Below are 23,792 nucleotides of genomic sequence, written 5' to 3' on the forward strand. Positions count from 1 at the left end.
GAAAGCCCACCATCCCAGCTCCCCGGATGGTGACCTCTGCCTTCCCCCTCACACCACGACAAAATCTGCGTTCGTCATCGCCAGGTTCGCCGCCACCGTCGCAAAATGCTTCGAGCCGCCGGCGGCATCGCCGTTGCTGTCATAGTAGAGCCAGCCGGTGTCGGTCTCGTAGATGATGTGCTGGTCGGCGGAGGTGGCGGTGCCGGAGGCGTTGGCGGTGAACTGGTCGGCGCTCAGCGTGCCGTTGCCGGCAAGGGCGGCGAAGATCGCGTGATCGAGCACGATGGTGTCGTCGACCACCGAGAAGTCGGTGATGGTGTCGACATTGACGACGAGGCTGAGTGCAGTGGTGAAGAGGAAACTGTCATGGCCCTGCGCGCCGGTCAACGTGTCGTTGCCGCTGAGGCCGTTGATGATGTTGTCGCCGGAATTGCCGGTGATGACATTGTCGATGTGGTTGCCGGTGCCGTTGATGGAAGCCCCGCTGCGCAGGTTGAGGTTCTCCAGTTCCTGGCCGGAGAGATTGAAGCTGACGGAACTGTTGACCGTGTCGGTGCCCTGGCCGTCGAGCTCGATCGGCCGGTCGCCGGCATTGTCGACGAAGTAGATGTCGTTGCCGGTGCCGCCCTGCATCGTGTCGGCCCCGGCCTTGCCGTCCAGCGTGTCGTTGCCGCCAAGCCCGATGAGCGTGTTAGCGCCGGCATTGCCGTTGAGCGTGTTGCCGGTCGAGTTGCCGGTGCCGTCGAGGTTGCCCGCGCCGGTCAGCGTCAGGTTTTCCAGCTCCTGGCCCGAGAGATTGAAGGAGACGGAACTGAAGACGCTGTCGATGCCCTGGCCGTTGAGCTCGAAGATATGATCGCCAATATTGTCGACGAAATAGGTGTCGTTGCCGAGGCCGCCCCGCATGGTGTCGGCGCCGCCGAGGCCGTCGAGGATGTTGTTGCCGCTGTTGCCGGTGATGTCGTTGATGGTCGAATTGCCGGTTCCGTTGATGTTGCCAGTGCCGAGAAGCGTCAGGTTCTCCAGCTCCTGGCCGGAGAGGTTGAACGAAATGGCGCTGTTGACCGTATCGAAGCCCTGGCCGTTGAGCTCGATGACATGATCGCCGAGATTGTCGACGAAATAGGTGTCGTTGCCGAGGCCGCCCTGCATGGTGTCGGCGCCGGCCATGCCATCCAGCGTATCATTGCCGCCGAGCCCGAAGAGCGTGTTGGCGCCGGAATTGCCAGTGAGAAAATTGCCGGTGGAATTGCCGTTGCCGTCGAGGTTTGCCGCGCCAAGCAGCGTCAGGTTTTCCAGCTCCTGGCCGGAGAGGTTGAAGGAGACGGAACTGAAGACGCTCTCGGTGCCCTGGCCGTTGGCCTCGATGATATGGTCGCCGGCGTTGTCGACGTAATAGATGTCGTTGCCGACGCCGCCCTGCATGGTGTCGGCGCCGGCCTTGCCGTCCAGCGTGTCGTTGCCGCCGAGCCCGATGAGCGTGTTGGCGCCGGAATTGCCAGTGAGAACATTGGCGGCCGAATTGCCGGTGCCGTCGATGCTTGCGGCGCCGAGCAGCGTCAGGTTCTCCAGCTCCTGGCCTGAGAGGTTGAAGGAGACGGAGCTGAAGACGCTGTCGATGCCCTGGCCGTTGAGCTCGAAGACACGGTCGCCGGCATTGTCGACATAGTAGGTGTCGTTGCCGGTGCCGCCTTGCATGGTGTCGGCGCCGCCAAGGCCGTCGATGACGTTGTCGCCGCTGTTGCCGGTGATGGTGTTGGCGAGAGCGTTGCCGGTGCCGTTGATGGACCCTGTGCCGGTCAGCGTCAGGGTCTCGATCTCCTGGCCGAAGAGATTGAAGGAGACGGAGCTGAAGACACTGTCGGTGCCCTGGCCGTTGGCCTCGATCACCTGGTCGCCGGCATTGTCGACAATGTAGGTATCGTTGCCCAGACCGCCTTGCATCGTGTCGGCGCCGCCAAGGCCGTCGATGATGTTGGCGCCGGCATTGCCGATGATGGTTTGAGCGAACTCATTGCCGGTCAGGGAGAGGGCGGTCGTGGCGGCAACATTGTCCGTTGCCAGCGTCTCGATCTGCTGGCCCGCGGCCAGTGCATAGCTGACCGAGGTCCGGACGGTGTCATTGGTGCCTTCGCCCGCCGCCTCGAATACCTGGTCGCCGGCATTGTCGACGGTGTAGATGTCGTTGCCGGCAAGGCCATGCATGGTGTCAGCGCCGATGCCGCCATTCAGCGTGTCGGCGCCCGCCGTGCCGATCAGATTGTCGGCGTCGCCATCGAGCCCATGCACGGCGATGGTCACCGTGCCGATGCTGCCGCCGGCGAGCGTATAGGTGAAGTTGTCGGTTGCGGTCGTGTTGCTCGCACCTGACGACGCACCCGGCAGATCGTTGAAGACACCATTCGGGTCGTAGTCGAAGGTGCCGTCCGCATTCAGCGTCAACAGCGCGCCGGAAGCCAGCGTGATCTCGGTGCCGACATTGCCGGCGACGCCGTTCACGGCGGCGACTGAAAGCGGATTGTCGATGTCGACATCGACGCCGTCGCCATTGTCGGCGAAGACGTTGAAGCCCGGGCCGATCGCCGTCGCCTCGTTGGTCGAAAAGGAATCGACCGCCGCAAGCCCGGGGTCATCAACCGCCGCCACGTTTATGCTGACCGTGGCGACGTTCGAGGTCGTCGTCCCGTCACCGACCTTATAGGTGAAGCTGTCGGCGCCGTTGTAGTTGGCGTCCGCCGTGTAGCTCAGCGATCCGTCGGCATTCAGCGTCAGCACGCCGTGTGACGGGCCGTTGACCAGCAGCGCCGTCAGCGGATCGTGGTCGGCATCGCTGTCGTTGGCCAGCAGACCGGGCGCCGCAATCGTCAGCTGCGTGTCCTCGCTGGCGTTGTAGCTGTCGTTCGCGGCTGCCGGCGCGTCGTTGACGGCGGTGACGTGGACCGTCGTCGTTGCCGTATGTGTCTGTAGATCGCCGTCGAAGCTCACCGTGACCGTGCGGTCGGCGGCCGATGGGTCGGCGCCGTTGCTGTTGGAATAGGTCAATGCATGCAGCAGCGTTTCGAAATTCGCGTTGCTCAGCGAGAGATCGAGAGTGACGGACAGGTCATGTCCGTTCTGGCCATCGCCACCGGCCGCGATCGTTCCTACGGTTACCCCGCCGACCGCGACGACGCTGCCGGCGGTGAGGCCGTCGGAAAGCGAAACATCGCCTGACGTGTCGAAGCCAAGCACGTCCTCGGTCGCAGTGCCGCCGCCGGTGATCGAGACCGTGAGATGCCCGGGCTGCGCCAGATTGTTTGAATCGTAGGTGTAAAAGATCGTGCCGTCGGCATCGGCCAGCGAAGCGGCGGTGCCGGTATCGAGATGGACAGCCGGCCCGTCCTCGGTGAAGGTCGCCGCGTCGCCGTCGAGACCGGCAAAGGTCGGCAAGGCATACATGCCGGCATCACGGCTGGTGTCGTTCTGGCCCTCGATCAAGCTGAATGCACCAGTCAGCCCGGTTGACACGGACACGTCGCTGTCGGTCGCGTCGTTGGAGACAGGCGAGTCCTGTGTTGTCAGCACATATCCCGAGGGCGCCGTGATCTGCAGCTGATAGGAACCGGGCAGGAGATTGGTGAAATTGTAGTGCCCGTTCACATCGGTGGTGGTGGTTGCCAGGATGTTATGCGCCGCGGATGTGTCGACAAGTGAGACGGAAACACCGGCAATTCCCACCTCGCCGACGTCCTGGCGACCGTTGAGGTTGGTGTCGTTGAAAACGAAATCGCCGACCGTGGCGGGCACGGCCATGCCGGCGTCCACATGGGAGATGTCGGCGTTTTCCACGAGGACGATCGTCGGCGCGATGCCCAGGGAATTGACGTCGCTGTCGAGGGCGGCATCACCACCTTGGTTCGCCGGTGAGAAAATATGACCGTCGGCGTCGAACTGGACAGAATAGGCGCCATCCACGATGTCGGTGAAGGAATAGCCTCCATCGAGACCGGTCGTGGTCGAGACGTTGACCGCGTTGCCGAGATGGTCCGTGCCCAGAAGGTGCACGGTAATTCCGCCCAGCACGGCACCGTCGTCATTGATACCGTTGCCGTTTTTGTCGTCGAACGCGGTGCCGCTGATCATGTTGTGATCGAGCCCGGTCAGCGCAATCGCGTTGCCTGAGCCTCCGGGATTGCCCGCGGCATCGCTATAGGTTGTGCCGGCGACGCCGATGCTACCATGCACCGCGTTGGGCGTGAAAATGGCTGTCCGCGTCAGGCCCGCGCCGGTGATCGCGCTGAGCGTACCGCCACTGACGGTGACATCGCCCGTCGAGCCGTCCCACGCAAAGGTCGAGCCGGGGTCCTCGCTGAAGGTGAACGTGATCGTTGCCGATTCGCCGGCGTGGATCTGGTCGATGTCGCTGGAGATCGTCAGGGTCGGCGCGCTGGTGTCGAGGGTGAAGTCCAGCGACGACGTTGCGGTGTTGCCGGCGGCGTCCGTTTGGCTCGCCACGATGGTGTGCTGGCCGTCCGGCAGGCCAGTCGGCGTGAAGGCCCAGACGCCGGCGCCGTTGGCGGTCGCCGTCCCGGCGACAGCATTGCCGTCGACGGTGAAGTGCACGATGGCGTTGGCGTCACCCGATCCGGTCACCGTCGCGACGTTGGTGATGGTGTCGCTGCCAGAGGTTCCGGTATCGGTCTGAAGCTGATTGGTCACCGGCGGCACAGTGGTGTCGAGGGTGAAGGTCGTCGACGAGGTTCCGGTGTTGCCGGCGGCGTCCGTTTGGCTGGCAATGATGGTGTGCTGGCCGTCCAGCAGGCCAGTCGGCGCGAATGTCCAGACACCGGCGCCGTTTGCGGTCGCCGTCTGGGCGATTGGGTTGCCGTCGACAGTGAAGTGGACGATCGCGTTGGCGTCACCCGATCCCGTCAATGTCGCGACATTGGTGATGGTGTCGGCGCTCGAAATGCCGGTATCGGTCTGGAGATGGTTGGTCACCGCCGGCAAGGTGGTGTCGAGGGTGAAGGTCAGTGACGAGGTTCCGGTGTTGCCGGCGTCGTCCGTTTCGCTCGCCACGATGGTGTGCTGGCCATTCAAGAGGCCGGTCGGCGTGAATGTCCAGACGCCGGCGGCGTTGGCGGTCGCCGTCTGGCCGACGAGCGTGCCGTCGACGGTGAAATGCACGATCGCGTTGGCGTCGCCCGTCCCGGTCAGAGTCGCGACGTTGGTGAGGGTGTCGATGCCCGAAACGCCAGTGTCGGTCTGGAGATGGTTGGTCACTACGGGCGTGGTGGTGTCGGTGCCGGTCAGCACGACATTGTCGAACAGCGCTTGGCCAATGCCGATATCGGTGATGCGGACCTGGACCGCCAAGCCGCGTGTGGTTGCGTCGAGCGCGGCAGTGTTCAGCACGTAGTGCGCGACGCTGCCATGGCCCTGCACAGCCGATGAGGTGTCGTAATCCTGCGAGGCGATCTGGATCCCGCCCGCGAAGACCTGCACCCGCACGGTGGTTCCGTTGCCCGCGTCAGCCCGGCTCCCCAGGTCGAACGCGACGCTGTAGCTGTCGAAGTTTCCAGGCGCGTTGACCGTTTGCGATACGCTGCTGTTTTGCGCACTGAGAAAGCCGATGTTGCTGCCGGCAAAGCCGGTCGAAGCGGCAGATGTCGGCGCAAACGCGCCGAATGAGCCGGATCCGGTCCAGCCCGTCAGCGAGCCACTCACGGTATTGCCGGCAGTGTGATCGACACTGACGCCGGGGCCGGTGTCCGACAGATCGATCAGCTGGAAGTCGCCGTTGGCGATGAGGCTGGCGATCGAGATGGTCGTGTTGCCGTTGGCGTCGGTCGCCGTCACGAAATGATTGCCGGCATAACTATGGGTGAGGTCGAGCTGCAGCGTTTCGCTGACCCCGGTAGCGCGTGTGACCGTCAGAACGTGGGTGGCTGAATTGTACGAGACACCGCTGGCCGAACCGAAGCCGAGCAGTGAAATCGTGTCGGATGTGCCGAAATTCTTGAGCTGGTTGGCAATGTTCACACCCGAAGCAAGCTGCAGCGCGCCATGGCCGAAGAAGTTGATGGCGCCCGAGCCGGCGGCGGTTGTGTTGGCCAGTGAAAGCGTGCCGCTGTAGACGGTGATGCCGCCGGCAAAGCCGTTGGCGCCGCCCAACTGCAGCGTTCCAGCGCCTTTCATGACAATGCCGCCGATGCCGTCGCCGTCCTGGATGACGTCGTTGATGGTCGAGATCTGCCCGAGCGCCGTCGCGAAATTTATGGTGGTGCCGTGCAGGAAGATGCCGGAACCGGACGACCCGCCGCCGCCGCCACCCTGGACCCCGATGCCCTGATTCGGGCCAGCCGAGCCGCCTTGCACCGCGCCGCCGGAGATCGTGCCTCCGGCGATGGTCAGCGCGCCAAGCGTATCGACGAAGATGGCGCCGCCTGCTCCCAGGCCGCCGCCGCCACCGGCGTATCCGGCATGGCTGAAGCTTCCCACGCCGCCTCCACCGGCGCCCCAGCCGCCATTTCCAGGCACATTGGGTGCGCCGGCAGAGGGTGTGGCTGCGCCGCCGCCGGCGCCGAAGCCACCACTTGCACCACTGCCGCCAGGGCCGGAGCCAGTGCCGCCAATGCCGCCCGCACCGAAGCCGGTGCCATCGTTGAGGAAGCCATTCCAAAGGCCACCGTTGGAGAAAGTGCTGCTGACACCGCCGCCATTGCCGCCGATGGCCCGGTCGCCGGTGAAATCGACATTACTGATCGTCACATTGGCGCCGGCGCCGACGAACAGGCCGCCGCCCAGCCCGGCGCCGCCGCCGCTACCATTGCCTTGCCACACACCGCCAGTACCGCCTCTTGCCGTGGAATGGACGATGTCGAGGTCGTTGATCGCAACAAAGCCGTGCTCGATGACGAAGCCGCCATAGGTGTTGGCGCCGTCAATCGTCTGGCCATTGCCGTTGATCGTCAGGTTTTCGCCGGCCGTCAGGAACAGCGGCGTCATATTTCCACTGAGCGTGAAGCTGGTCGTGAAATTGAAGATGTCTGTCCCGGCGCGGCCCGCGATAGCGGTGATCGCCGCATTGAGGGTGGCCTGGTCGGAAATCGTGAAAGTGGTCATCGTCGTCCCTCGTTAGCGCCCGCACCGACGCCTGGCGGTGATGGCCGGGTTCGCCGCAAAAATTGATCCTCTGGGTTTAGCCGCCGACCCTGGTCGGCAAGAGGAATGCGCCGACGCGCTGCGTCCTGGACCGCAGGCGCGCGAGGGGTCGCGCCCCGCCATCCGAAAAGACCTGCCGCTCAAGCGTCATCCGCCCCTTGTGCCCTGCTGGAGCCCGTCGACAGGACACAGCTGTCCGCCCGGATGCCGCGCCAGGGACAGCGCATCCGTTTCAAGCACCAAATTCTTGAGGCAACCCAAACCCAACCGCGGCGGACGCTAGGTCGGGACTTGCTCGCGGTCAATTCGCGGCATTCGACTATTTCTGGGCGGACTTTTGCATGGCCGCGGACAACCGGGCAGCGAAGGCCCTATCGACAATGGAAGACCGAATGCGCGTCGCCTGTATCTCTCCACAAGCGACGCGCTTTTTTAGGACACGGCCGCCACGGCCCGCACACTCTCCCGTTCCACCAGCGGGCATTCCAGCTTGGTGATCGGATAGCGACCTCGCCCAGGCGCCGCCGGCACCTCGAGCTGCTCGATCGCCCATTGTCCCATTGCCATGTGCGGCAGGATCGAGGTCGTCAACGGTGGGAACAAATGCCGGGCGATTTCCTCGTCGTCGTAGCCGACGACGGAAATGTCCTGCGGGATGTGCAGGCCGGCTTCCTTCAGCGCTTCGTAGCAGCCGATCGCGGTGCGGTCGTTCTGGCAGAAGATGGCGGTCGGCCGGTCCTTCAGCGCCAACAGCTTGACGGTCGCCGCATAGCCGGCGCTGGCCGACCAGTCGCCCTCGACCACCAGTTCGGGATCGAACGGGATGTCGGCGGTGGCGAGCGCCCGGCGATAGCCCTTCAGCCGGTCTTGTGCGGCCTGCATCCACGGCTCGCCGGTGATGGTGGCGATGCGGCGGTGGCCGTGGCTGATCAGGTGGCGGGTGGAGCTTTGTCCGCCGGCGATCTCGCTTGGCACCACGGCCGGGAAGGCATAGTCCGCCGTATAGCAATTGAGCAGGATCACCGGGATGTCGAGGCCGTAGAGATAGTCGGGCGCTGATATCTCGCGGGTGAAGATGGTCATGTAGATCAGCGCCGAAATGCCCCGCTTGGTCAAGGCGGCGATGGCGCGTGGCTCCATGACGGAATCGCCCAGCGTCTGCGCCACCAGCAGCACGTTGCCGGCGTTCCACGAGGCCTGCCGCGCGCCCTCGATGGCGACCACGGCTTCGGGGCTGGTGGCTAGCTGGTCGACGGCAAAGCCGATCACCCCGTCAAGCCCTTCGAACGAGGCCACCGGCGCCCGCAGGGCGGAGAAGGCCGGCGCGGTATAGCCGAGGGAGCGTGCGGCCTCGATCACCCGTTCGCGGGTCTGCTGCGACAGCTTGATGCCGGGCGAATTGTTGAGCACGAAGGACACCGTCGCCTGCGAGCAGCCAGCGGCCCTGGCGATGTCGGTCATGGTGACGCGGCCCCTGGCGCTCTTCGCCGGCGGCTTGCGCCGTTTCGCCGTGTCGAGGGTTTCCGGATCCGTCGTCTCGCTCATGGCATCCCCAATCCTAGGCCTGTCTAGCGGCAGCCGGTCAGGCCGACAAGATGGCGTGACATTATCGATTTATAGAAATCGCTGCGATCATTTATATCTATAAGTGCGCTCGAGGTCCATCTTTCACGCAGTGCTACCCAAGCCGGAACCCAAAAGCCACAAGGCTTGGCCCCAGGCACAGGTAACGCACCGACTCGCCGGCAGGTGCGCCGCGAAACCGCAATACTGCCCTGGATACAGCTCAAAAACTAATACTGTTTACTAATACAAAAATGCGCTGTACCGTCAGTCCACCGCATCCGGCCCGGTCGGTCCGGGAGCGGCGGGAGCGCGTGAAAAACAGCCCGATGGCGAGCGGACACTACCTCCGCAAGCTCTGTCCGGACAAGTGATATGTCTGACAAATCGGACTATTTACGAACGAAGGATGAGTCTCTAAAGTCCATGATCGCAGCTGGAACGACGCCGTTGTTTCGGCGCCGGGACCCTTTGAGGAGGAGGGCGTTCAAGCTGCAGACGGCAAATTCCAGGTGACTAAGATCGGTCAGTCGAACGACTGAGCCAAACGGGAGGTTGAACATGAAATCCTTGATACGAAATGCATCCGTAGCCACAGCGGCGCTGCTCATCGGCCTGACGGCGACGGCCATCGCACGCGCCGACGACAAGCCGACACTGGCCTTCGTCGTCAACGGCGCTTCCGATTTCTGGAAGGCCGCGGAAGCCGGCGTCAAGAAGGCGCAAGGCGAACTGCCGGACTACAATCTCGAGCTCAAATATCCCGAGCAGTCCTCCGTCGCCATCCAGCAGCGGCTGATGGATGACCTGGTGACGGCTGGCGTCAAGGGCATCATGGTCTCGGCAGTCGATCCCAAGACCTCGACCGACGGGCTGAACAAGATCGCGTCGCAAACGGCGCTGTTCACTACCGACAGTGACGCCCCGCAGACCAAGCGTGTCGCCTATATCGGCTCGTCCAACGTCGATGCCGGCAAGCAGGCGGCCGAGATCGCCAAGAAGGCGATGCCCAATGGCGGCAAGTGCCTCGGCTTCGTCGGCCTGCTCGGCGCCGACAATGCCAAGGAACGCATCCAGGGCATGAAGGACGGCCTCGCCGGCACCAAGATCGAGCTCGTCGACGTGCGTGGCGACGACATCGACCAGGCGCGCGCCAAGAAGAACGTCGAGGACGCGCTGGTCGCCAGCCCCGACGTCACCTGCATGGTCGGCTTCTATTCCTACAACACGCCGCGCATCTATGAAGCGCTGCGCGACGCCGGCAAGCTCGGCTCGATCACCGTCGTCGGCTTCGATGACGATCCGATCACGCTGGGCGGCGTCAAGGAAGGCACCGTTGCCGCCACCGTCGTGCAGCAGCCCTTCGAATGGGCCTATCAGGGCATGAAGCTGATGGCTTCCTATCTCAAGGGCGACAAGTCGGGCATCCCGGAGGGCGGCCTGATCATCATCCCGACCAAGATCATCGGCAAGGACGACGTCGACGCCTATGCCGCCAATCTGAAGGCGATGTCCGGAAACTGAGACAAATCCGTTACGCCGGCTCAGGGTTCGCCTTGAGCCGGCGATCGTATTGACGGGCCGGCGAAGGCCGGTCAGTCTGTAGCCCACCGGCTGCTGTCAGGCGTGATGAATTATTCCGAAACATCCATAACGGCGTCCACCCCGTTCCTCACGCTCGAGAACGTGCGCAAGACCTATCCGGGCGTCGTCGCGCTCGACGGCTTCTCCATGGAGGTCAGGCCGGGCGAGGTCATCGGTCTCGTCGGGGAAAACGGCGCCGGCAAATCGACTTTGATGAAGATCCTCGGCGGCGTCACCAGGCCCGACACCGGCACCGTCACCGTCGACGGCATCGCCCATGACGGGCTCTCGGTCGAAGCCAGCCTCGGTTCGGGCATCGCCTTCGTCCACCAGGAACTGAACCTGTTCGACAATCTCGACGTTGCGGCCAACATCTTCTTTGGCCGCGAGCCGTTGCGCGCCGGCGCACTGAAGCTCGTCGACCGCGCCCGGCTGCGCACCATGGTGGCGCCGCTGCTGAAGCGCGTCGGCGCCAATTTTTCGGCCGACACGCCGGTTGCCGCTCTGTCGCTGGCCCAGCAGCAGATGGTCGAGATCGCCAAGGCGCTGTCGATCAAGGCAAGGCTGGTCATCCTCGACGAGCCGACATCGAGCCTGCCGCTCGCCGAAACCGACAAATTGCTCGACGTCATCAAGGCGTTGAAGGCCGACGGCATCAGCGTCATCTTCATTTCGCACCGTCTGCATGAGGTCGAGCGTGTCGCCGACCGCGTCGTCGTGCTGCGCGACGGCATGCTGGCCGGCACGCTGCAGAAGAGCGCCATCAACCACGACCAGATGGTCAAGCTGATGATCGGCCGCATGCTGAAGGAACGCGAAAAAGCCTCCGAGGCCGCGCGGGCTCCCGGCGCGGTCGCGCTTGCCGCCAAGGCCATCCGCACCCCTGCCTATCCCAGCCGGCCTGTCGATCTCGATGTCAGGCGCGGCGAAATCCTCGGCCTTGCCGGGCTTGTCGGCTCCGGCCGCACCGAACTGGCGCGGGTGTTTTTCGGCATCGACAGCAGCCTTGGCGGTGCGCTCGAGCTTGGCGGCAAGCCGCTTGCGCTGGGCTCGGCGGCGGATGCCGTCGCTCACGGCATCTTCCTCGTGCCCGAGGACCGAAAGCTGACCGGCATCCTGCTCGACCTGTCGATCGCCCAGAACATCTCGCTGCCCAATCTGCCGGCGCATGCGCGCCGCTCGCTGGTTTCGACAAGTGCCGAGACCGCCACCGCCGAAAAGCAGAAGAGCAATCTCGGCATCAGGGCGCCGTCGGTGCAGACACGCACCGGCACGCTGTCGGGCGGCAACCAGCAGAAGGTCGTGCTCGGCAAATGGCTGGCCATGAACCCGAAGGTGATGATCCTCGACGAGCCGACGCGCGGCATCGATATCGGCGCCAAGGCTGAGATCTACGGGCTGATGCGGGCCCTGGCCGACGCCGGCGTCGCCGTGCTGATGATCTCCAGCGACATGGAGGAGGTGATCGGCGTGTCCGACCGCATCGCCGTCATGCATGAGGGCCAGATCTCGGGCATTCTCGACAAGGACCAGTTCAGCCAGGAAAACGTGCTGCTGCTGGCGGTGGGCAAGCAGCCGAAATAGTTTTTTGCCGCGGGGTCGCGGGAAGCGCGATCTGCTCAGGCGGCATTGGGGAGAAGACGATGAGCAAGAAAGATCTCGGCCTGCTGATCCTGATCCTGGTGGTGGGAACGGTGGTGGCGATCATCAACCCGCGCTTCCTGCTGCCGATCAATCTCGCCAACACCTCGAACCTGATCGGCCTGTTCGGCATCCTGTCGATCGGTCAGGCCTTCGTCATCATCACCGGCGGCATCGAATTGTCGGTCGGCTCGGTTGTCGCGTTGCTGGGAACGCTGTTCATCGACTTCATCGCCGTGCGCGAACTGGACTGGCCGCTGGCCTTCGTGCTGATCATCGCGCTCGGCGCCATCATCGGCCTGGTGCATGGCTGGCTGATCACGCGGCTCAAGCTGCAGCCCTTCGTCGTCACCCTGTGCGGCCTGCTGATCTATCGTGGCGTCGCCCGCTTCTACACCGCCGACGGCACTGCCGGCTTCGCCTTCGGCCAGAACTTTCCTGACCTGGAATTCCTGACGGCTGGCCGCTCCTGGGGCGTGCCGAACAGCTTCATCGCGCTGATCGTCATCTCCATCGTCATGTGGGTGGTGCTGCACCGCTCGGTGTTCGGCCGCTATCTCTATGCCATCGGCAAGAACGAAGAGGCGGCGAAATATTCCGGCATCCGCACCGGCCGCGTCGTCATGGCCGCTTACGTCATCTGCGGCGTGCTGACGGCGCTGTCGGCGATCTATTTCGCCATGTACACGCGCTCGATCTCGCCGGCCAGCCACGGCCAGTTCTACGAGCTTTATGCCATTGCCGCGGCCGTGCTCGGCGGTTTCTCGCTGCGCGGCGGCGAGGGCTCGCTGATCGGCGTCATCCTCGGCACGGTGCTGCTGCAGGAGCTGCAGAACCTCGTCAATCTGCTGGGCATCCCGTCCTCGCTCAATTTCGCGGTGATGGGTGGCGTCATCCTCATCGGCGTGCTGGTCGACCAGCAATGGGGCGTGTTCCGGGCAAGGCGGCTGATGGTCGACGCCGCTCGCAAGAACGTGGCCGGTGCGGCTGCGGAATAACCGCCAGCCGCGGCACAGCTGTATCGATGAAATGATTGCAGCCGTGCTGTTCTTCTGCGATCCACTGAACACGCACATCGGGCCATTGCCTGATATCGATGGCGGACGGATGGCAGACGATGGATGCAGTTCCTGAACCGTTGACGCTCAGGGCCGGGGCGCTTGAGGTCGACCTCGTGCCGCGAATTGGCGGCAGTATGGGCGGGCTGCGCTGGCGCGGCATCGATCTCATGCGCCGGCTTTCCGATGACGATCGGCAAGCGGGCAACGTGCTTGGCGTCGCCATGTTCCCTATGATGCCCTACGCCAACCGCATCGCTGGAAATGCCTTCGACTTTGCGGCAAAGCGCTGGCAGGTCCAGCCGAACAATCCACCCGAAACAGTCAACGTGCATGGCAGTGGCTGGAAACACGCCTGGACTGTCGCTGAGGCGAGCGACGCCCAGGCAACGCTGTCGCTGGATATCGCAGCCGGCGTCGAACCCTACTCCTACCGCGCGACGCAGGTTTTCGTGGTGTCAGAGGAAGGTCTCGGCGTGACCATGACGCTGACCAACACCGGGCCGGTTTCCATGCCGTTCGGTTTTGGCCTGCATCCCTGGTTCGATCGCGACCCGGACGTCACATTGCAGTTCGAGGCGACGCGGTTCTATCTCGAGGAACCGCTGGGCATCGCTGGCGATCCGATCACGCTTGCACCCGAACTCGACTTCGCCGGCGGCCGGCCTTTACCCGCCGGCTGGCGCAACAATGACTATGGCGGTTGGACGGGTGAAGCGACGCTTCGGTTTCCAGCGCGCGGCGCCGGCTTGCGCATCAAGGCCGATCCCGTCTTCAAGCACCTGATGTTGTACGCCGACCCGACGAAACCGTATTTCTGCGTCGAGCCGCAGACCAACGCCTCTGGCGCTTTCAACCGGGGCGGATGGAACGATCCGGACGAGGGCATCATCGTTCTCGCCCCAGGCGAAAGTGCGGCTGGCAGCGTGTCCCTGATGCCCTTTGCGATTGTGGCCTGAAGCAACCGCGCCAGCCCTACCGATTGGTCCCGCGTGCGGCACGGCGAACGCTTTGCAACAGGATGGCGAGGCAGCCTATCAACAAAAGGGCCCCGCCGAGCAGCGGCGGAAGCGCCAGCAGCTTCACCGCCGCCGTGATGATGGCCACCAGGACCAGCGCCAGCAGCGCCAGACTGCCGTCATCGACGAACATGCCGAAGAATTCCTTGGCCGCGAGCCGAATGACGTTCATCGGGCGAGCCCTCCGCCGCTGAGTGTGGGATAGGCAGCGCGCAGCCAGCGCACCATGGCAAACGACGCCAGCGCGACGATGGCGAAGATGGCGACCAGGGCGAGATCGGCGCCTGGCCAGTCGGCGCCGATGCCTTCGCCGGTCCAGAAGATGCCGAAGCTGGTCAGCATCAGCCCGACGACGAATTTCAGCGCATTTTCCGGCACGCGCGCCAGCGGCCGGTGGACCGCCAGGCCGATAAGCATCACCAGAACGAACGCCGCCAGCGCGCCGAGGCTGGCGTAAAGCGTCTGTCCATGTGCGGCGCCGACGGCAATGACGATGAACACCACCTCGACGCCCTCGAGCAGCACCGCCTTGAACGACGCCAGCCCGGCGAGGTAGTCGGCGCGGCGGTCGTTGGCCTGCCGGTGCAAGGCGGCGGTTTCCTTGGAGAAGGCCGCCTCCTCGTCATGCAGGGCGATGACGCCGACGCTGCGCAGGATGGCCTTTCGCAGCCAGCGCATGCCGAACAGGATCAGCAGCACCCCGACGACGAACTGCAGCGTGGTGATGGGAACAAGCGCCAGCAGCGGGCCGAACGCCAGCACCAGGGCCGCCAGCAGCGCCAGCGCCAGTGCGGCGCCGGTCAGTGCCGGGCGCCAGCTGCGCGTCACCCCGACAGCGAGCACGATGGTGAAGGCCTCGACGACCTCGACGAAGGACGCCAGGAATGCCGCCGTGATGGTCGAAAGGATGGGTGTCAGAGTCTGCATGGAGATTCTTCTTGGAAGGTCGTTGCCTCGGGATCGCGATCCAGCATCATGATGCGGTCAGCACCATACAGCGCTCCAGTGGCAGCGAAAAAGCAAGTGGAGCGCTATGGCTCTAGATCAAGCCCGACATGTCAGAGAAGGCCATCGCCTTGCGCAGCACCTCGGCGAAACGTTCGCCGGCCGCCTCGCGCGGGCCGCTGTTGTCGATCGAGGTGACATCAGGTCCGGACAAGGTCACATTGGCGCTGCGCGCCAGCCGGGCCAGCACCTCGCCGCGCGACTCGCGCCCGCGCATAGCCAGCCGCTCGGCCAGCACCTCCGGCGAGGCGGTGATCTCGACGATGGCCAGATTCGCATAGCGCTCGCGCAGGACCGGTATAATCGCACGCGACACATTGGCGACGGCGACACGGCCGTTGGCGACCGACCAGTCGACATCGACCGGGATGCCGTAGTGCAAGCCATGCGCCTCCCAGGAGATGGCGAAGGCGCCATCCGCTTCGGCTTCGATGAAGGCGGCGTCGGCCAGCGTGTCGTGATCCTCGCTCGCGGCATCGCTCGGCCTGGTAATGACGCGGCGTACGAACTCCAGCCGGGTCTCGTCGGCAAAGCGGGCGCGGGCGTAGCCGATCACCGTATCCTTGCCGGCGCCGCTCGGGCCGACGACGGCGACGAAGACGCCGTCGCGGATCGGAAACGTCTCCGCGGACAATTCGCGCTCGATCAAGGCCGACACCATCATGCGACCCGGCGTCCCTGCCGCCAGACGGTGCGCACGACCGGAACATGGTCGTCGACACGCACGCGCACCAGATCGGCGCGGCGGCCCTGCTCGATGATGCCGCGGTCGGTCAGGCCAACCGCTTCGGCCGGGTTCTTCGAGACCATGGCGACCGCCTGCGGCAGCGAAATGCCTTCGACGACGTCGCCGAGGAAGAATGCCGACTGGATCAGGCTGAAAGGAATATAGTCGGACGACAGGATGTCGAGCAGCCCGTCGCCGGCCAGCGTGCGGGCCGAGACATTGCCCGAATGCGAAGCGCCGCGCATGACGTTGGGCGCACCCATCAAGACGCCGAGCCCGGCCTGTTTCGAGGCCCTGGCGGCTTCCTCCGTGGTCGGAAACTCGGCGACGCGCACGCCCTGTTCGATCGCCTCGTCGACATGGCCTGTCGTGGCGTCGTCGTGGCTTGCCAGAACGATGCCGCGTTCGTGGCAGGCGGCGGCGATATGGACACGGTTCGGTCCGGAATTCCTGGCCGATTCCGCCATCCGCTTTTCGCAGAACAGCTTGAAGTCGCGGTCGGTCAGTTTCAGCTTGCGCTGATAGTAGTAGGCATAGGTTTCGAGGTTGACGAACTGGCGCTGGCCGGGCGCATGATCCATCAGCGATGCCAGCTTGACCCGCTCGTCACCGTCGAAATTGGCGAAGGCCTTGAGGCAGTCCGGCGCCGAAACCTCACAGCGCAAATGGATGAAGTGGTCGGCCCGCAGACGATCCTGCTGGACACTGTCCTCGATCGCGTCCGCCAGCTTGCGGATGTCGTCCGATGTCAGGTCGGCGTCCTCGTCCATGCCGACGCGCAAGGCATCGAGCACGGTGGTGATGCCGGCGGTCGCCACTTGCGCGTCATGGGCGAGCACGGCGGCGATCGGATTCCAGCGCACCTTCGGCCGCGGCGCGTAGTGGCCTTCGAGATGGTCGGTGTGGAGTTCGACCAGCCCGGGAATGATGTAGTCGCCGCCCATGTCCTCGCCGGCCATGTTCCCGCCGGTGTGGCCAGTGCCGGCATCCATGCCGGCGATAAAGCCGTCGCGCAGCACCAGCGAACCCTCGACGATCTCGTCGGCAAGCACGATGCGCGCGTTGGTAAGAACAGTTTCGGCGGTCATTTCAGGCAGTCCTTGTTTATTCCGGCTGGGGTATTCAGGCGGTTTTTCTGGCAGGGCGGCGCCCGAGCGCGTGATGGGAGAGCACCATGAACGGGGCGCCCGGTTCGGTTTCGACAAACAGCGTCAACGCCTCGACCAGCAGGGGCTGTTGCAACACCTCCGCGAACAGGCTGTCGATTGCTGCGCGAAGACGAGGGCTTTCCTGTGGCCCCGCCCGGCCGGACAGCGTCATGTGGAAGCGGAAGGTCTCGAAGACATAGGGATAGCCCCAATGGCACAGATTGCGGAATTCGGCTGGCTTCAGTGAATCCGGGCTACGCCGTTCGATCTCCGCCTCGGTCAACGGTGCGCGAAACCGGTCGAAACCGAGCACCACGTCATCGGCAAAGCGGTTGAGCGGAGGCAGTGGTCCTTCCGGCACCAGCGCAAAGAAGCTGTCGATTTGGCTGACGACAAGGCGCGGGATCGTCACCACCGGCGTTGCCTCGGCAAAATGGTCGAGTGCCGCGCGCAGCGAGGTCTCCGTCTCGTTGGCAGCCAGCCGGAAGGGGGCTTTCAGCGTCGCGTGAAAACCGTAGCGCCGCGCCGAAGCGGTGTGGAAGGCAACTTCCGCCGCCGACAGATCGGCCACCGTCTCCACCGGCCTTGTCGCGCCACCGAACGGGTCGCGCCCCAGCCAATTGGCGGCGATCCGCGCCAGCGGCTCGTCCTGCCGGGGAGTGAAATAGATGGCGTAGCGCATGAGAAGAAGTCCTCGTCAAAGCGCGCCGCGTTTGAAGAAATGCTGCGACGCGCTTTAAGTCTTGGTTTTTCGCATGTCGTAATCCCAAACCGCTGCTCACTTTTGGGCGACATGCACTGACCCCGCTGCCATAGGCGATTTCCATGACGGATTGACGAAGCTTTGAAGGGTTTTCGAAGGCAAATCGACCCGGTGGGTCCTTAGCCGACGATTTTCCCAAGCTGGACCAACAGCTTCACCCGAAACGTATGACCGGTCAGGCTTTCATCAACCATTCGTGCTCGGGCGCGTTGTGGAATTTCCACGTCCGCTTCGGCCCGGCCATCACGTTGAGATAGTAGAGGTCATAGCCATGGCAGGCGGCGCAGGGATGATAGCCCTCGGGGACCAGAACGACATCGCCATCCTCGATAGCCATGGATTCATCCAGCGCGCGATGCCCGTTCTTGTCGGCGTCGGTGTAGACGCGCTGGAAGGCAAAGCCCTGCGGCGGGTTGAGCCGATGATAATAGGTCTCCTCGAGATAGGATTCCGCCGGCAGATTGTCCTGGTCATGCTTGTGCGGCGGGTAGCTCGACGTGTGGCCGCCGGGCGTGATGACCTCGACCACCAGCAATGAATCGGCCGGCTTGCCCTCCGGCAGGACGTTGGTGACGTAGCGCGTGTTGGTGCCCTTGCCGCGCACCTCCTGGCCGAGATCCTCCGGTCTGATCACGCGCACCGGCAGGCCGCCGCCGAGGCCCGGTGCCGAACAGACCGCGAGTTCCAGTTCGGTGTCTGCCGTAACCGACCAGTCGGAACCCTCGGGTACATAGACCGACCACGGTTTGCCCTCGAAGGGCGACATGCGCTCGCCGAGCAGTCCAAGGTCCCTGCCGCCGGCCGTCGCTTTGCCCTTGCCGGTGACGAACACCAGGCAGACCTCGCGATCGTCCGTTTTTCCCGACGCGCTCTCGCCGGGATTCAGCCGATGCAGGTCGAAACCGACATAGGTCCAGCCTGCGATCTGCGGCGTCACATGGGCGACGCGGCCATGGCCCTTGTTGGCCTTCACCAGCAGCTTCGACATCCGGTTCACTCCTTCGGTTCTGGCTCGGCCGTTGCCTTGCTCTCGTCGGTAGGCCTCTCGTCGGCCGGCTTGTAGAGATAGAAGAACTGCCACACGCCGTAGCCGGCGAAGCCGAGCGCGAGCACGCCCCAGAACGGCGTGCCGGTGGCGAATTCGATGATCGACCAGATGACGCAGACCGCGACGACGGCAACGCGCCGCCACAAAGGCCGGAAAAACGGATGCTCGGAATCTTTCATCCGGCCAACCTACAGCAACCCGGCTTCGCCGAGAACCAGCGCGTCAGGTATTGGCAAAGCCGTAGGCATTGGGGAAGCCCTAGGCATTTGGAAAGCCCTGTGTCTCGACCGTATAGCCGGCCGCCGTCATCACCCGCATTAATTCCTTGTGGCCGACCTCAGCCATCTTGAGCGGCGGGTTCTTCTTCGGATCCTGCTCGGCCTCGACCACGAACCAGCCCTCGTAACCATGGTCGGCAAACCGCTGCACGATGGCGCCGAAATCCAGCGAGCCGTCACCCGGCACCGTGAAGGCCCCCAGCGCGACGGCGTCGAGGAAGGATTGCTTGGTGCGGTCGAGCTTGTCGATCACGCCCATGCGCACGTCCTTCACATGCACATGGCTGATCCGCTTGTGATGATTGTCGATGGCGCGCAGGACATCGCCGCCGGCAAAGGCCAGGTGCCCCGCATCGAGCAGCAGCGGAATGCCGGCTCCGGAATAGTTCATGAAGGCATCGAGTTCCGGCTCGGTCTCGACCACCGCCGCCATGTGGTGGTGGTAGGACAGCGGCATGCCTTCTTCGGCGCACCATTCACCGAACTCGGTGAGGCGTTTCGCATAGGCCTTTATCTCGTCGTTCGAGAGCTTCGGCTTGGTGGCGAGCGGCTTCGAGCGGTCGCCCTGGATCGAACGGCCGACCTCGCCATAGACGATGCAAGGCGCGTTCACCGCCTTGAACAGATCGATCATCGGCTGGATGCGATCCTTGTTCTTGCCGATGTCCTCATCGACCAGTGTGCCCGAGAACCAGCCGCCGCACAGCGTCACGTCGGCCGCCTTCAGGATCGGCAGCATGACATCGGGATCATTTGGAAACCGCCGGCCCATCTCCATGCCGGTGAAACCGGCCGAGCGCGACTGGCGCAAACACTCTTCCAGCGACACATCATCGCTGAGTTCCGCAAGATCGTCGTTCCACCACGCAATGGGGGACATGCCCAGTTTGGCTTTCAAGTCGTCACTCCAGTTTTCAGTTCGTGCCCACCCTCCCCGCGAGGGGAAAGGTGGGATTTGCCGGCGTTGGCATCAATCGCCAATGGTCTGCATCTGCCGTTTTTCGTCATAGGCCTTGCGCGCCGCGTTTACCTGGGCACGCGCCGACACCTCCGGCACCGCAACATCCCACCAATGGCCGCCGGCATCGGTCGAAACCAGCGGATCGGTGTCGATGACCAGCACGGTGGTGCGGTTGTTCTTCCTTGCCTTTTCCAGGGCGTTTTCCAGCCCGGCGATCGACGGGACTTTCTCGGCGATCGCCCCCATGCTGGCCGCATGCGCGGCGAAGTCGATATCGGGCAGGATTTCGTGGCGCGAGTCCTTCAGGAGATTGTTGAAGTTGGCGCCGCCGGTCGCCATCTGCAGCCGGTTGATGCAGCCATAACCGCGGTTGTCGAGCAGCACGATGGTCAGCTTGAGGCCGAGCATCACCGAGGTGGCGATCTCGGAATTCAGCATCAGATAGGAGCCGTCGCCGATCATGACGACGATCTCCTCGTCCGGCTTCGCCATCTTGGTGCCAAGGCCGCCGGCAATCTCGTAGCCCATGGTCGAGAAGCCGTATTCGGCATGATAGGAGCCGGGCGCGCCAGCTTGCCACAGCTTGTGCAGTTCGCCGGGCAGGCCGCCGGCGGCATGCAGCAGGGTTACGCCAGAGCCCATCGCGCGCTGCACGGCGCCGATCACTTGCGCGTCGGAAGGATAGGCGGCGTTGGTCGACGCGGTCACCTTGGCCGCCTCGGCCTGCCAGGCCTTCTTGCCGGCGGCGGCATTGTCGGTCCAGCTTGCCGGCGCTTTCCAGCCCTTCAGCGCCGCGCCGAGTTCGGCCAGCCCCTCGGCCGCATCAGCGACCAGCGGCAGCGCCCGGTGCTTGCCGGCATCGAAAGGCTGTACGTTCAAGCCGATGATGGTCTTGCCGGAATTCTTGAACAGCGCCCACGAGCCGGTGGTGAAATCCTGCAACCGCGTGCCGATGGCCAGCACGACATCGGCCTCCTCCGCCAGCCGGTTGGCGGCCGACGTGCCGGTGACGCCGACAGCCGCCATGTTGAGCGGATGATCGTCCGGCAGCGAGGATTTGCCGCCTTGCGTCTCGCAGACCGGGATGCCGGCGCCCTGCACGAATTTCGCCAGCTCATCCGAGGCCTGCGAATAAAGCACGCCGCCACCGGCGATCACCAGCGGCTTCTTCGCCCCCTTGAGTGCTGCCACCGCTGCGGCCAGCTCATGGCGGTCCGGCCGCGGGCGGCGCTGGTGCCAGACCCGCTCGGCAAAGAAGCTCTCGGGATAGTCATAGGCCTCGGCCTGCACATCCTGGCACAGCGACAGGGTCACCGGGCCGCAATCGGCCGGATCGGTCAGCACCTGCATGGCACGGCTGAGCGCCGGGATGATCTGTTCCGGCCGCGTGATGCGGTCGAAATACCGCGACACCGGACGGAAGCAGTCATTGACCGTCGCCGTGCCGTCGGAGAAATCCTCGGCCTGCTGCAGCACCGGATCGGGAATGCGGTTGGCGAAGACATCGCCGGGCAGAAACAGCACCGGCAGCCGGTTGACGTGGGCGAGTGCAGCAGCCGTCACCATGTTGAGCGCGCCGGGGCCGATCGACGAGGTCGCCGCCATGAAGCGGCGGCGGAAATTGGCCTTGGCAAAGGCGATCGCCGCATGCGCCATCGCCTGTTCATTGTGGGCGCGGAAGGTCGGCAGTTCGTCGCGCACCTGATAGAGCGCTTCGCCGATGCCGGCGACGTTGCCATGGCCGAAGATCGCCCAGACACCGCCGAAGATCGGGACTTTGTTGCCGTCGATCTCGGTCATCTGTCTGCTGAGAAAGCGGGTCAGCGCCTGCGCCATTGTCAGGCGGATTGTCTTGCTCATGGTGGTTTCCTCCCCAGTCCTTGGGTCCGCTTGTCCTATGCCGCGCCTTCTTATGCTGCTTTGCGGCCGCGCGCGGCAAGCCACGCTTCGGTCAACTGTTCGAAGCGCGAGGCCATGTCGGCGATCGCCTCGTCATCCGACATCTTGCCGGCCAGCCATTGTTCGGCCGCGTGGACGAAGATGGTGCGGCCGACGGCAAATCCCTTGACGATGGGCGCCTTGGCGGTGGCGGCGAAAGCCGCTTCCAGCTCGTCCTGCGGCGCTTCCAGGCCAAGCAGCACGACGCCCCGGCACCACGGATCGTGCTTGAGGATCACCGCTTCGATCTTTGCCCACGCCGCCGCCGAAGCCTGCGGTTCGAGCTTCCACCAGTCGGGTTTGATACCGAGCGCATAGAGTTCCTCCAGCGCGCGCGGGATCGTCTTGTCGTCGAGCTTGCCGTGCTTGCCGGCGATGATCTCGACCAGCAATTCCCTGCCGACCTTACGCGCGGCCTCGAACAGCGCGCGCAGCTTCTGCTGCTGCTCTTCCTTCAAGGCCGCCGGATCGTCGGGGTGATAGAAGCACAGGCACTTGATGCAGTGGTCGACCGGCCATTCGACGAGCTGCGAGCCGATGTCCTGCGAGAACTCGAAACGCAGCGGTCGCGATCCCGGCAATTCGACTGGCCGCCCGAGCCAGGCGAAGGGATGGCGGGCGAATTCGAACATCGCCTCGCGGCCATGCTTCTCGTCGATCAGCATGCCATAGCCGTCACGGCCGGCAGCGACCTTCGCTGCCGCCTTGACCGCCAGCACCTTGAAATCGCGGATGCGTGCGGGATCGGCACCGGCCTTTGCCGCCACATCCTCGAGCTGGATGCGATGGTCGCAGGCGAGCGCCATCAGCGAGGGAACGTCGCGGCGGCGGGTGGTCGCCCAATGGATGTGATTGATCGCCTCGTCCTTGCGCAAGGCAAGATGCTTGCTGCCGTTCTTGAGGAAGAACTGCAGCTCCTCGAAGGTCGGATATTCCGGCGCACAGAGCAGCCGCGACACGGCGAAGGCGCCGCAGGCATTAGCCCAGGTCGCCGCCGTCGCATGGTCTTCTCCGCCCAGCCAGCCGCGCAGGAAGCCGGACATGAAAGCGTCGCCGGCGCCGAGCACATTATAGATCTCGATCGGAAAGCCCTTGCCGACGACACCGTCCTCGAGATCGTCGCTGATCGGCCCGTCATAGACGATGCAGCCCATGGCGCCTCGCTTCAGAACGATGGTCGCCGAGGACAGCGAGCGGATCGTCTTCAAGGCGCTCAGGCAATCATCGGCACCCGACGCGATCATGATCTCTTCTTCTGTGCCGACGATCAGGTCGCAATCGGGCAGCACTGTCTTCAGCTGGGCCGAGACCCGGTCTGATTTCACGTAACGTTCGAACCCTTCGGCATGGCCGGCCAGACCCCAGAGGTTCGGCCGATAGTCGATGTCGAACACCACCTTGCCGCCCTTGGCCTTGATGATGCGGATTGCCTTGCGCTGCGCGGCATCGCTGTTGGGGCGGGAAAAATGCGTGCCGGTGACGACGATGGATCGCGCCGAGGCGATGAAGGCCTCGTCGATGTCTTCCGGCGCCAGCGCCATGTCGGCGCAGTCGCTGCGGTAGAAGATCATCGGCGACACGCCTTCGTCCTCGACCGACAGCAGCACCAATGCGGTCAGGCGTTCTTTGTCGGTTTTCAGCCCGTCGACGCAGACGCCTTCGCGCGCCAGCTGTTCGCGGATGAAGCGGCCCATCTGCTCGTCGCCGACGCGGGTGAGCAGCGCCGAGCGCAGGCCGAGCCGCGCCGTACCGACCGAAATGTTGGCCGGGCAGCCACCGACCGACTTGGCGAACGAGGTGATGTCCTCCAGCCGCGAGCCGATCTGCTGGCCATAAAGGTCGACGGAAGCGCGACCGATGGTGATGACGTCGAGCGGCGCCTGTTTCGCGTCCATGGCTTCGCTCATTGGAACCTC

Annotated in this window: 16 protein-coding genes; 4 read left to right on the top strand and 12 right to left on the bottom strand. The window is 64.3% G+C overall.

Going from position 1 to position 23,792, the window contains the following annotated elements:
• Window positions 1-48: 48 nt before the first annotated feature.
• Window positions 49-7,104 (bottom strand): Ig-like domain-containing protein, encoded by a 7,056-nt coding sequence (locus AC1DZU_RS02135; RefSeq protein ID WP_477281295.1) that lies wholly within the window; start codon window positions 7,102-7,104, stop codon window positions 49-51.
• Window positions 7,105-7,575: 471 nt separating this feature from the next.
• Entirely contained in the window at window positions 7,576-8,688 is a 1,113-nt protein-coding gene (locus AC1DZU_RS02140; protein ID WP_477281297.1) for a LacI family DNA-binding transcriptional regulator, read from the bottom strand.
• Window positions 8,689-9,267: 579 nt separating this feature from the next.
• Between AC1DZU_RS02140 and AC1DZU_RS02145 the strand changes: the two genes are divergently transcribed.
• The 4 genes from AC1DZU_RS02145 (at window position 9,268) to AC1DZU_RS02160 (ending at window position 13,948) form a co-directional block, all read left to right on the top strand.
• Complete coding sequence (locus AC1DZU_RS02145) at window positions 9,268-10,230, top strand: sugar-binding protein (protein WP_095083299.1); 963 nt, start codon at window positions 9,268-9,270, stop codon at window positions 10,228-10,230.
• A gap of 105 nt (window positions 10,231-10,335) precedes the next feature.
• Window positions 10,336-11,874 carry a sugar ABC transporter ATP-binding protein gene (locus AC1DZU_RS02150; RefSeq protein ID WP_477281299.1) on the top strand — a complete coding sequence of 513 codons (1,539 nt, stop codon included), beginning with the start codon at window positions 10,336-10,338 and terminating at the stop codon, window positions 11,872-11,874.
• Window positions 11,875-11,933: 59 nt separating this feature from the next.
• On the top strand, window positions 11,934-12,929 hold the full coding sequence (locus AC1DZU_RS02155; protein ID WP_095083296.1) for an ABC transporter permease: 996 nt from the start codon (window positions 11,934-11,936) through the stop codon (window positions 12,927-12,929).
• A gap of 119 nt (window positions 12,930-13,048) precedes the next feature.
• Window positions 13,049-13,948 carry an aldose 1-epimerase gene (locus AC1DZU_RS02160; RefSeq protein WP_477281302.1) on the top strand — a complete coding sequence of 300 codons (900 nt, stop codon included), beginning with the start codon at window positions 13,049-13,051 and terminating at the stop codon, window positions 13,946-13,948.
• A gap of 16 nt (window positions 13,949-13,964) precedes the next feature.
• Here AC1DZU_RS02160 and AC1DZU_RS02165 read toward each other — a convergent pair whose 3' ends face one another.
• The 10 genes from AC1DZU_RS02165 to AC1DZU_RS02210 all read right to left on the bottom strand — a co-directional run bounded on the left by AC1DZU_RS02165 (window position 13,965) and on the right by AC1DZU_RS02210 (window position 23,783).
• On the bottom strand, window positions 13,965-14,180 hold the full coding sequence (locus AC1DZU_RS02165) for a hypothetical protein (protein WP_477281304.1): 216 nt from the start codon (window positions 14,178-14,180) through the stop codon (window positions 13,965-13,967).
• Window positions 14,177-14,935 carry a COG4280 domain-containing protein gene (locus AC1DZU_RS02170; protein WP_477281306.1) on the bottom strand — a complete coding sequence of 253 codons (759 nt, stop codon included), beginning with the start codon at window positions 14,933-14,935 and terminating at the stop codon, window positions 14,177-14,179. The genes AC1DZU_RS02165 and AC1DZU_RS02170 overlap by 4 nt, the downstream gene beginning before the upstream one ends.
• 112 nt (window positions 14,936-15,047) lie before the next feature.
• Window positions 15,048-15,677, bottom strand: a complete 630-nt coding sequence (gene phnN / locus AC1DZU_RS02175) for a phosphonate metabolism protein/1,5-bisphosphokinase (PRPP-forming) PhnN (RefSeq protein ID WP_477281308.1) — start codon at window positions 15,675-15,677, stop codon at window positions 15,048-15,050.
• Entirely contained in the window at window positions 15,674-16,828 is a 1,155-nt protein-coding gene (locus AC1DZU_RS02180; RefSeq protein ID WP_477281310.1) for an alpha-D-ribose 1-methylphosphonate 5-triphosphate diphosphatase, read from the bottom strand. Before AC1DZU_RS02180 ends, phnN begins: the two co-directional genes overlap by 4 nt.
• 34 nt (window positions 16,829-16,862) lie before the next feature.
• Window positions 16,863-17,570 carry a DUF1045 domain-containing protein gene (locus AC1DZU_RS02185; RefSeq protein WP_477281312.1) on the bottom strand — a complete coding sequence of 236 codons (708 nt, stop codon included), beginning with the start codon at window positions 17,568-17,570 and terminating at the stop codon, window positions 16,863-16,865.
• A gap of 256 nt (window positions 17,571-17,826) precedes the next feature.
• Window positions 17,827-18,639 carry a 5-deoxy-glucuronate isomerase gene (iolB, locus tag AC1DZU_RS02190; RefSeq protein ID WP_477281314.1) on the bottom strand — a complete coding sequence of 271 codons (813 nt, stop codon included), beginning with the start codon at window positions 18,637-18,639 and terminating at the stop codon, window positions 17,827-17,829.
• Window positions 18,640-18,644: 5 nt separating this feature from the next.
• Window positions 18,645-18,878 carry a DUF3329 domain-containing protein gene (locus AC1DZU_RS02195; RefSeq protein ID WP_477281316.1) on the bottom strand — a complete coding sequence of 78 codons (234 nt, stop codon included), beginning with the start codon at window positions 18,876-18,878 and terminating at the stop codon, window positions 18,645-18,647.
• Between the two features lie 79 nt (window positions 18,879-18,957).
• Window positions 18,958-19,875, bottom strand: a complete 918-nt coding sequence (gene iolE / locus AC1DZU_RS02200; RefSeq protein ID WP_477281317.1) for a myo-inosose-2 dehydratase — start codon at window positions 19,873-19,875, stop codon at window positions 18,958-18,960.
• 72 nt (window positions 19,876-19,947) lie between these two features.
• Complete coding sequence (iolD, locus tag AC1DZU_RS02205; RefSeq protein ID WP_477281319.1) at window positions 19,948-21,798, bottom strand: 3D-(3,5/4)-trihydroxycyclohexane-1,2-dione acylhydrolase (decyclizing); 1,851 nt, start codon at window positions 21,796-21,798, stop codon at window positions 19,948-19,950.
• 50 nt (window positions 21,799-21,848) lie between these two features.
• The gene (locus AC1DZU_RS02210; RefSeq protein ID WP_477281321.1) at window positions 21,849-23,783 is read right to left on the bottom strand and encodes a bifunctional 5-dehydro-2-deoxygluconokinase/5-dehydro-2-deoxyphosphogluconate aldolase; all 1,935 of its coding nucleotides are present in this window, start codon (window positions 23,781-23,783) and stop codon (window positions 21,849-21,851) included.
• Between the last annotated feature and the right edge of the window lie 9 nt (window positions 23,784-23,792).

This window comes from Mesorhizobium sp. P2_A12 (genome assembly GCF_056405075.1).

What these genes read in the sequence shown, in the direction of transcription:
- AC1DZU_RS02135 (WP_477281295.1), bottom strand. Translation starts at nt 7,104, where the DNA reads ATGACCACTTTCACGATTTCCGACCAGGCCACCCTCAATGCGGCGATC.
- AC1DZU_RS02140 (WP_477281297.1), bottom strand. Translation starts at nt 8,688, where the DNA reads ATGAGCGAGACGACGGATCCGGAAACCCTCGACACGGCGAAACGGCGC.
- AC1DZU_RS02145 (WP_095083299.1), top strand. Translation starts at nt 9,268, where the DNA reads ATGAAATCCTTGATACGAAATGCATCCGTAGCCACAGCGGCGCTGCTC.
- AC1DZU_RS02150 (WP_477281299.1), top strand. Translation starts at nt 10,336, where the DNA reads ATGAATTATTCCGAAACATCCATAACGGCGTCCACCCCGTTCCTCACG.
- AC1DZU_RS02155 (WP_095083296.1), top strand. Translation starts at nt 11,934, where the DNA reads ATGAGCAAGAAAGATCTCGGCCTGCTGATCCTGATCCTGGTGGTGGGA.
- AC1DZU_RS02160 (WP_477281302.1), top strand. Translation starts at nt 13,049, where the DNA reads ATGGATGCAGTTCCTGAACCGTTGACGCTCAGGGCCGGGGCGCTTGAG.
- AC1DZU_RS02165 (WP_477281304.1), bottom strand. Translation starts at nt 14,180, where the DNA reads ATGAACGTCATTCGGCTCGCGGCCAAGGAATTCTTCGGCATGTTCGTC.
- AC1DZU_RS02170 (WP_477281306.1), bottom strand. Translation starts at nt 14,935, where the DNA reads ATGCAGACTCTGACACCCATCCTTTCGACCATCACGGCGGCATTCCTG.
- phnN (WP_477281308.1), bottom strand. Translation starts at nt 15,677, where the DNA reads ATGATGGTGTCGGCCTTGATCGAGCGCGAATTGTCCGCGGAGACGTTT.
- AC1DZU_RS02180 (WP_477281310.1), bottom strand. Translation starts at nt 16,828, where the DNA reads ATGACCGCCGAAACTGTTCTTACCAACGCGCGCATCGTGCTTGCCGAC.
- AC1DZU_RS02185 (WP_477281312.1), bottom strand. Translation starts at nt 17,570, where the DNA reads ATGCGCTACGCCATCTATTTCACTCCCCGGCAGGACGAGCCGCTGGCG.
- iolB (WP_477281314.1), bottom strand. Translation starts at nt 18,639, where the DNA reads ATGTCGAAGCTGCTGGTGAAGGCCAACAAGGGCCATGGCCGCGTCGCC.
- AC1DZU_RS02195 (WP_477281316.1), bottom strand. Translation starts at nt 18,878, where the DNA reads ATGAAAGATTCCGAGCATCCGTTTTTCCGGCCTTTGTGGCGGCGCGTT.
- iolD (WP_477281319.1), bottom strand. Translation starts at nt 21,798, where the DNA reads ATGAGCAAGACAATCCGCCTGACAATGGCGCAGGCGCTGACCCGCTTT.
- AC1DZU_RS02210 (WP_477281321.1), bottom strand. Translation starts at nt 23,783, where the DNA reads ATGAGCGAAGCCATGGACGCGAAACAGGCGCCGCTCGACGTCATCACC.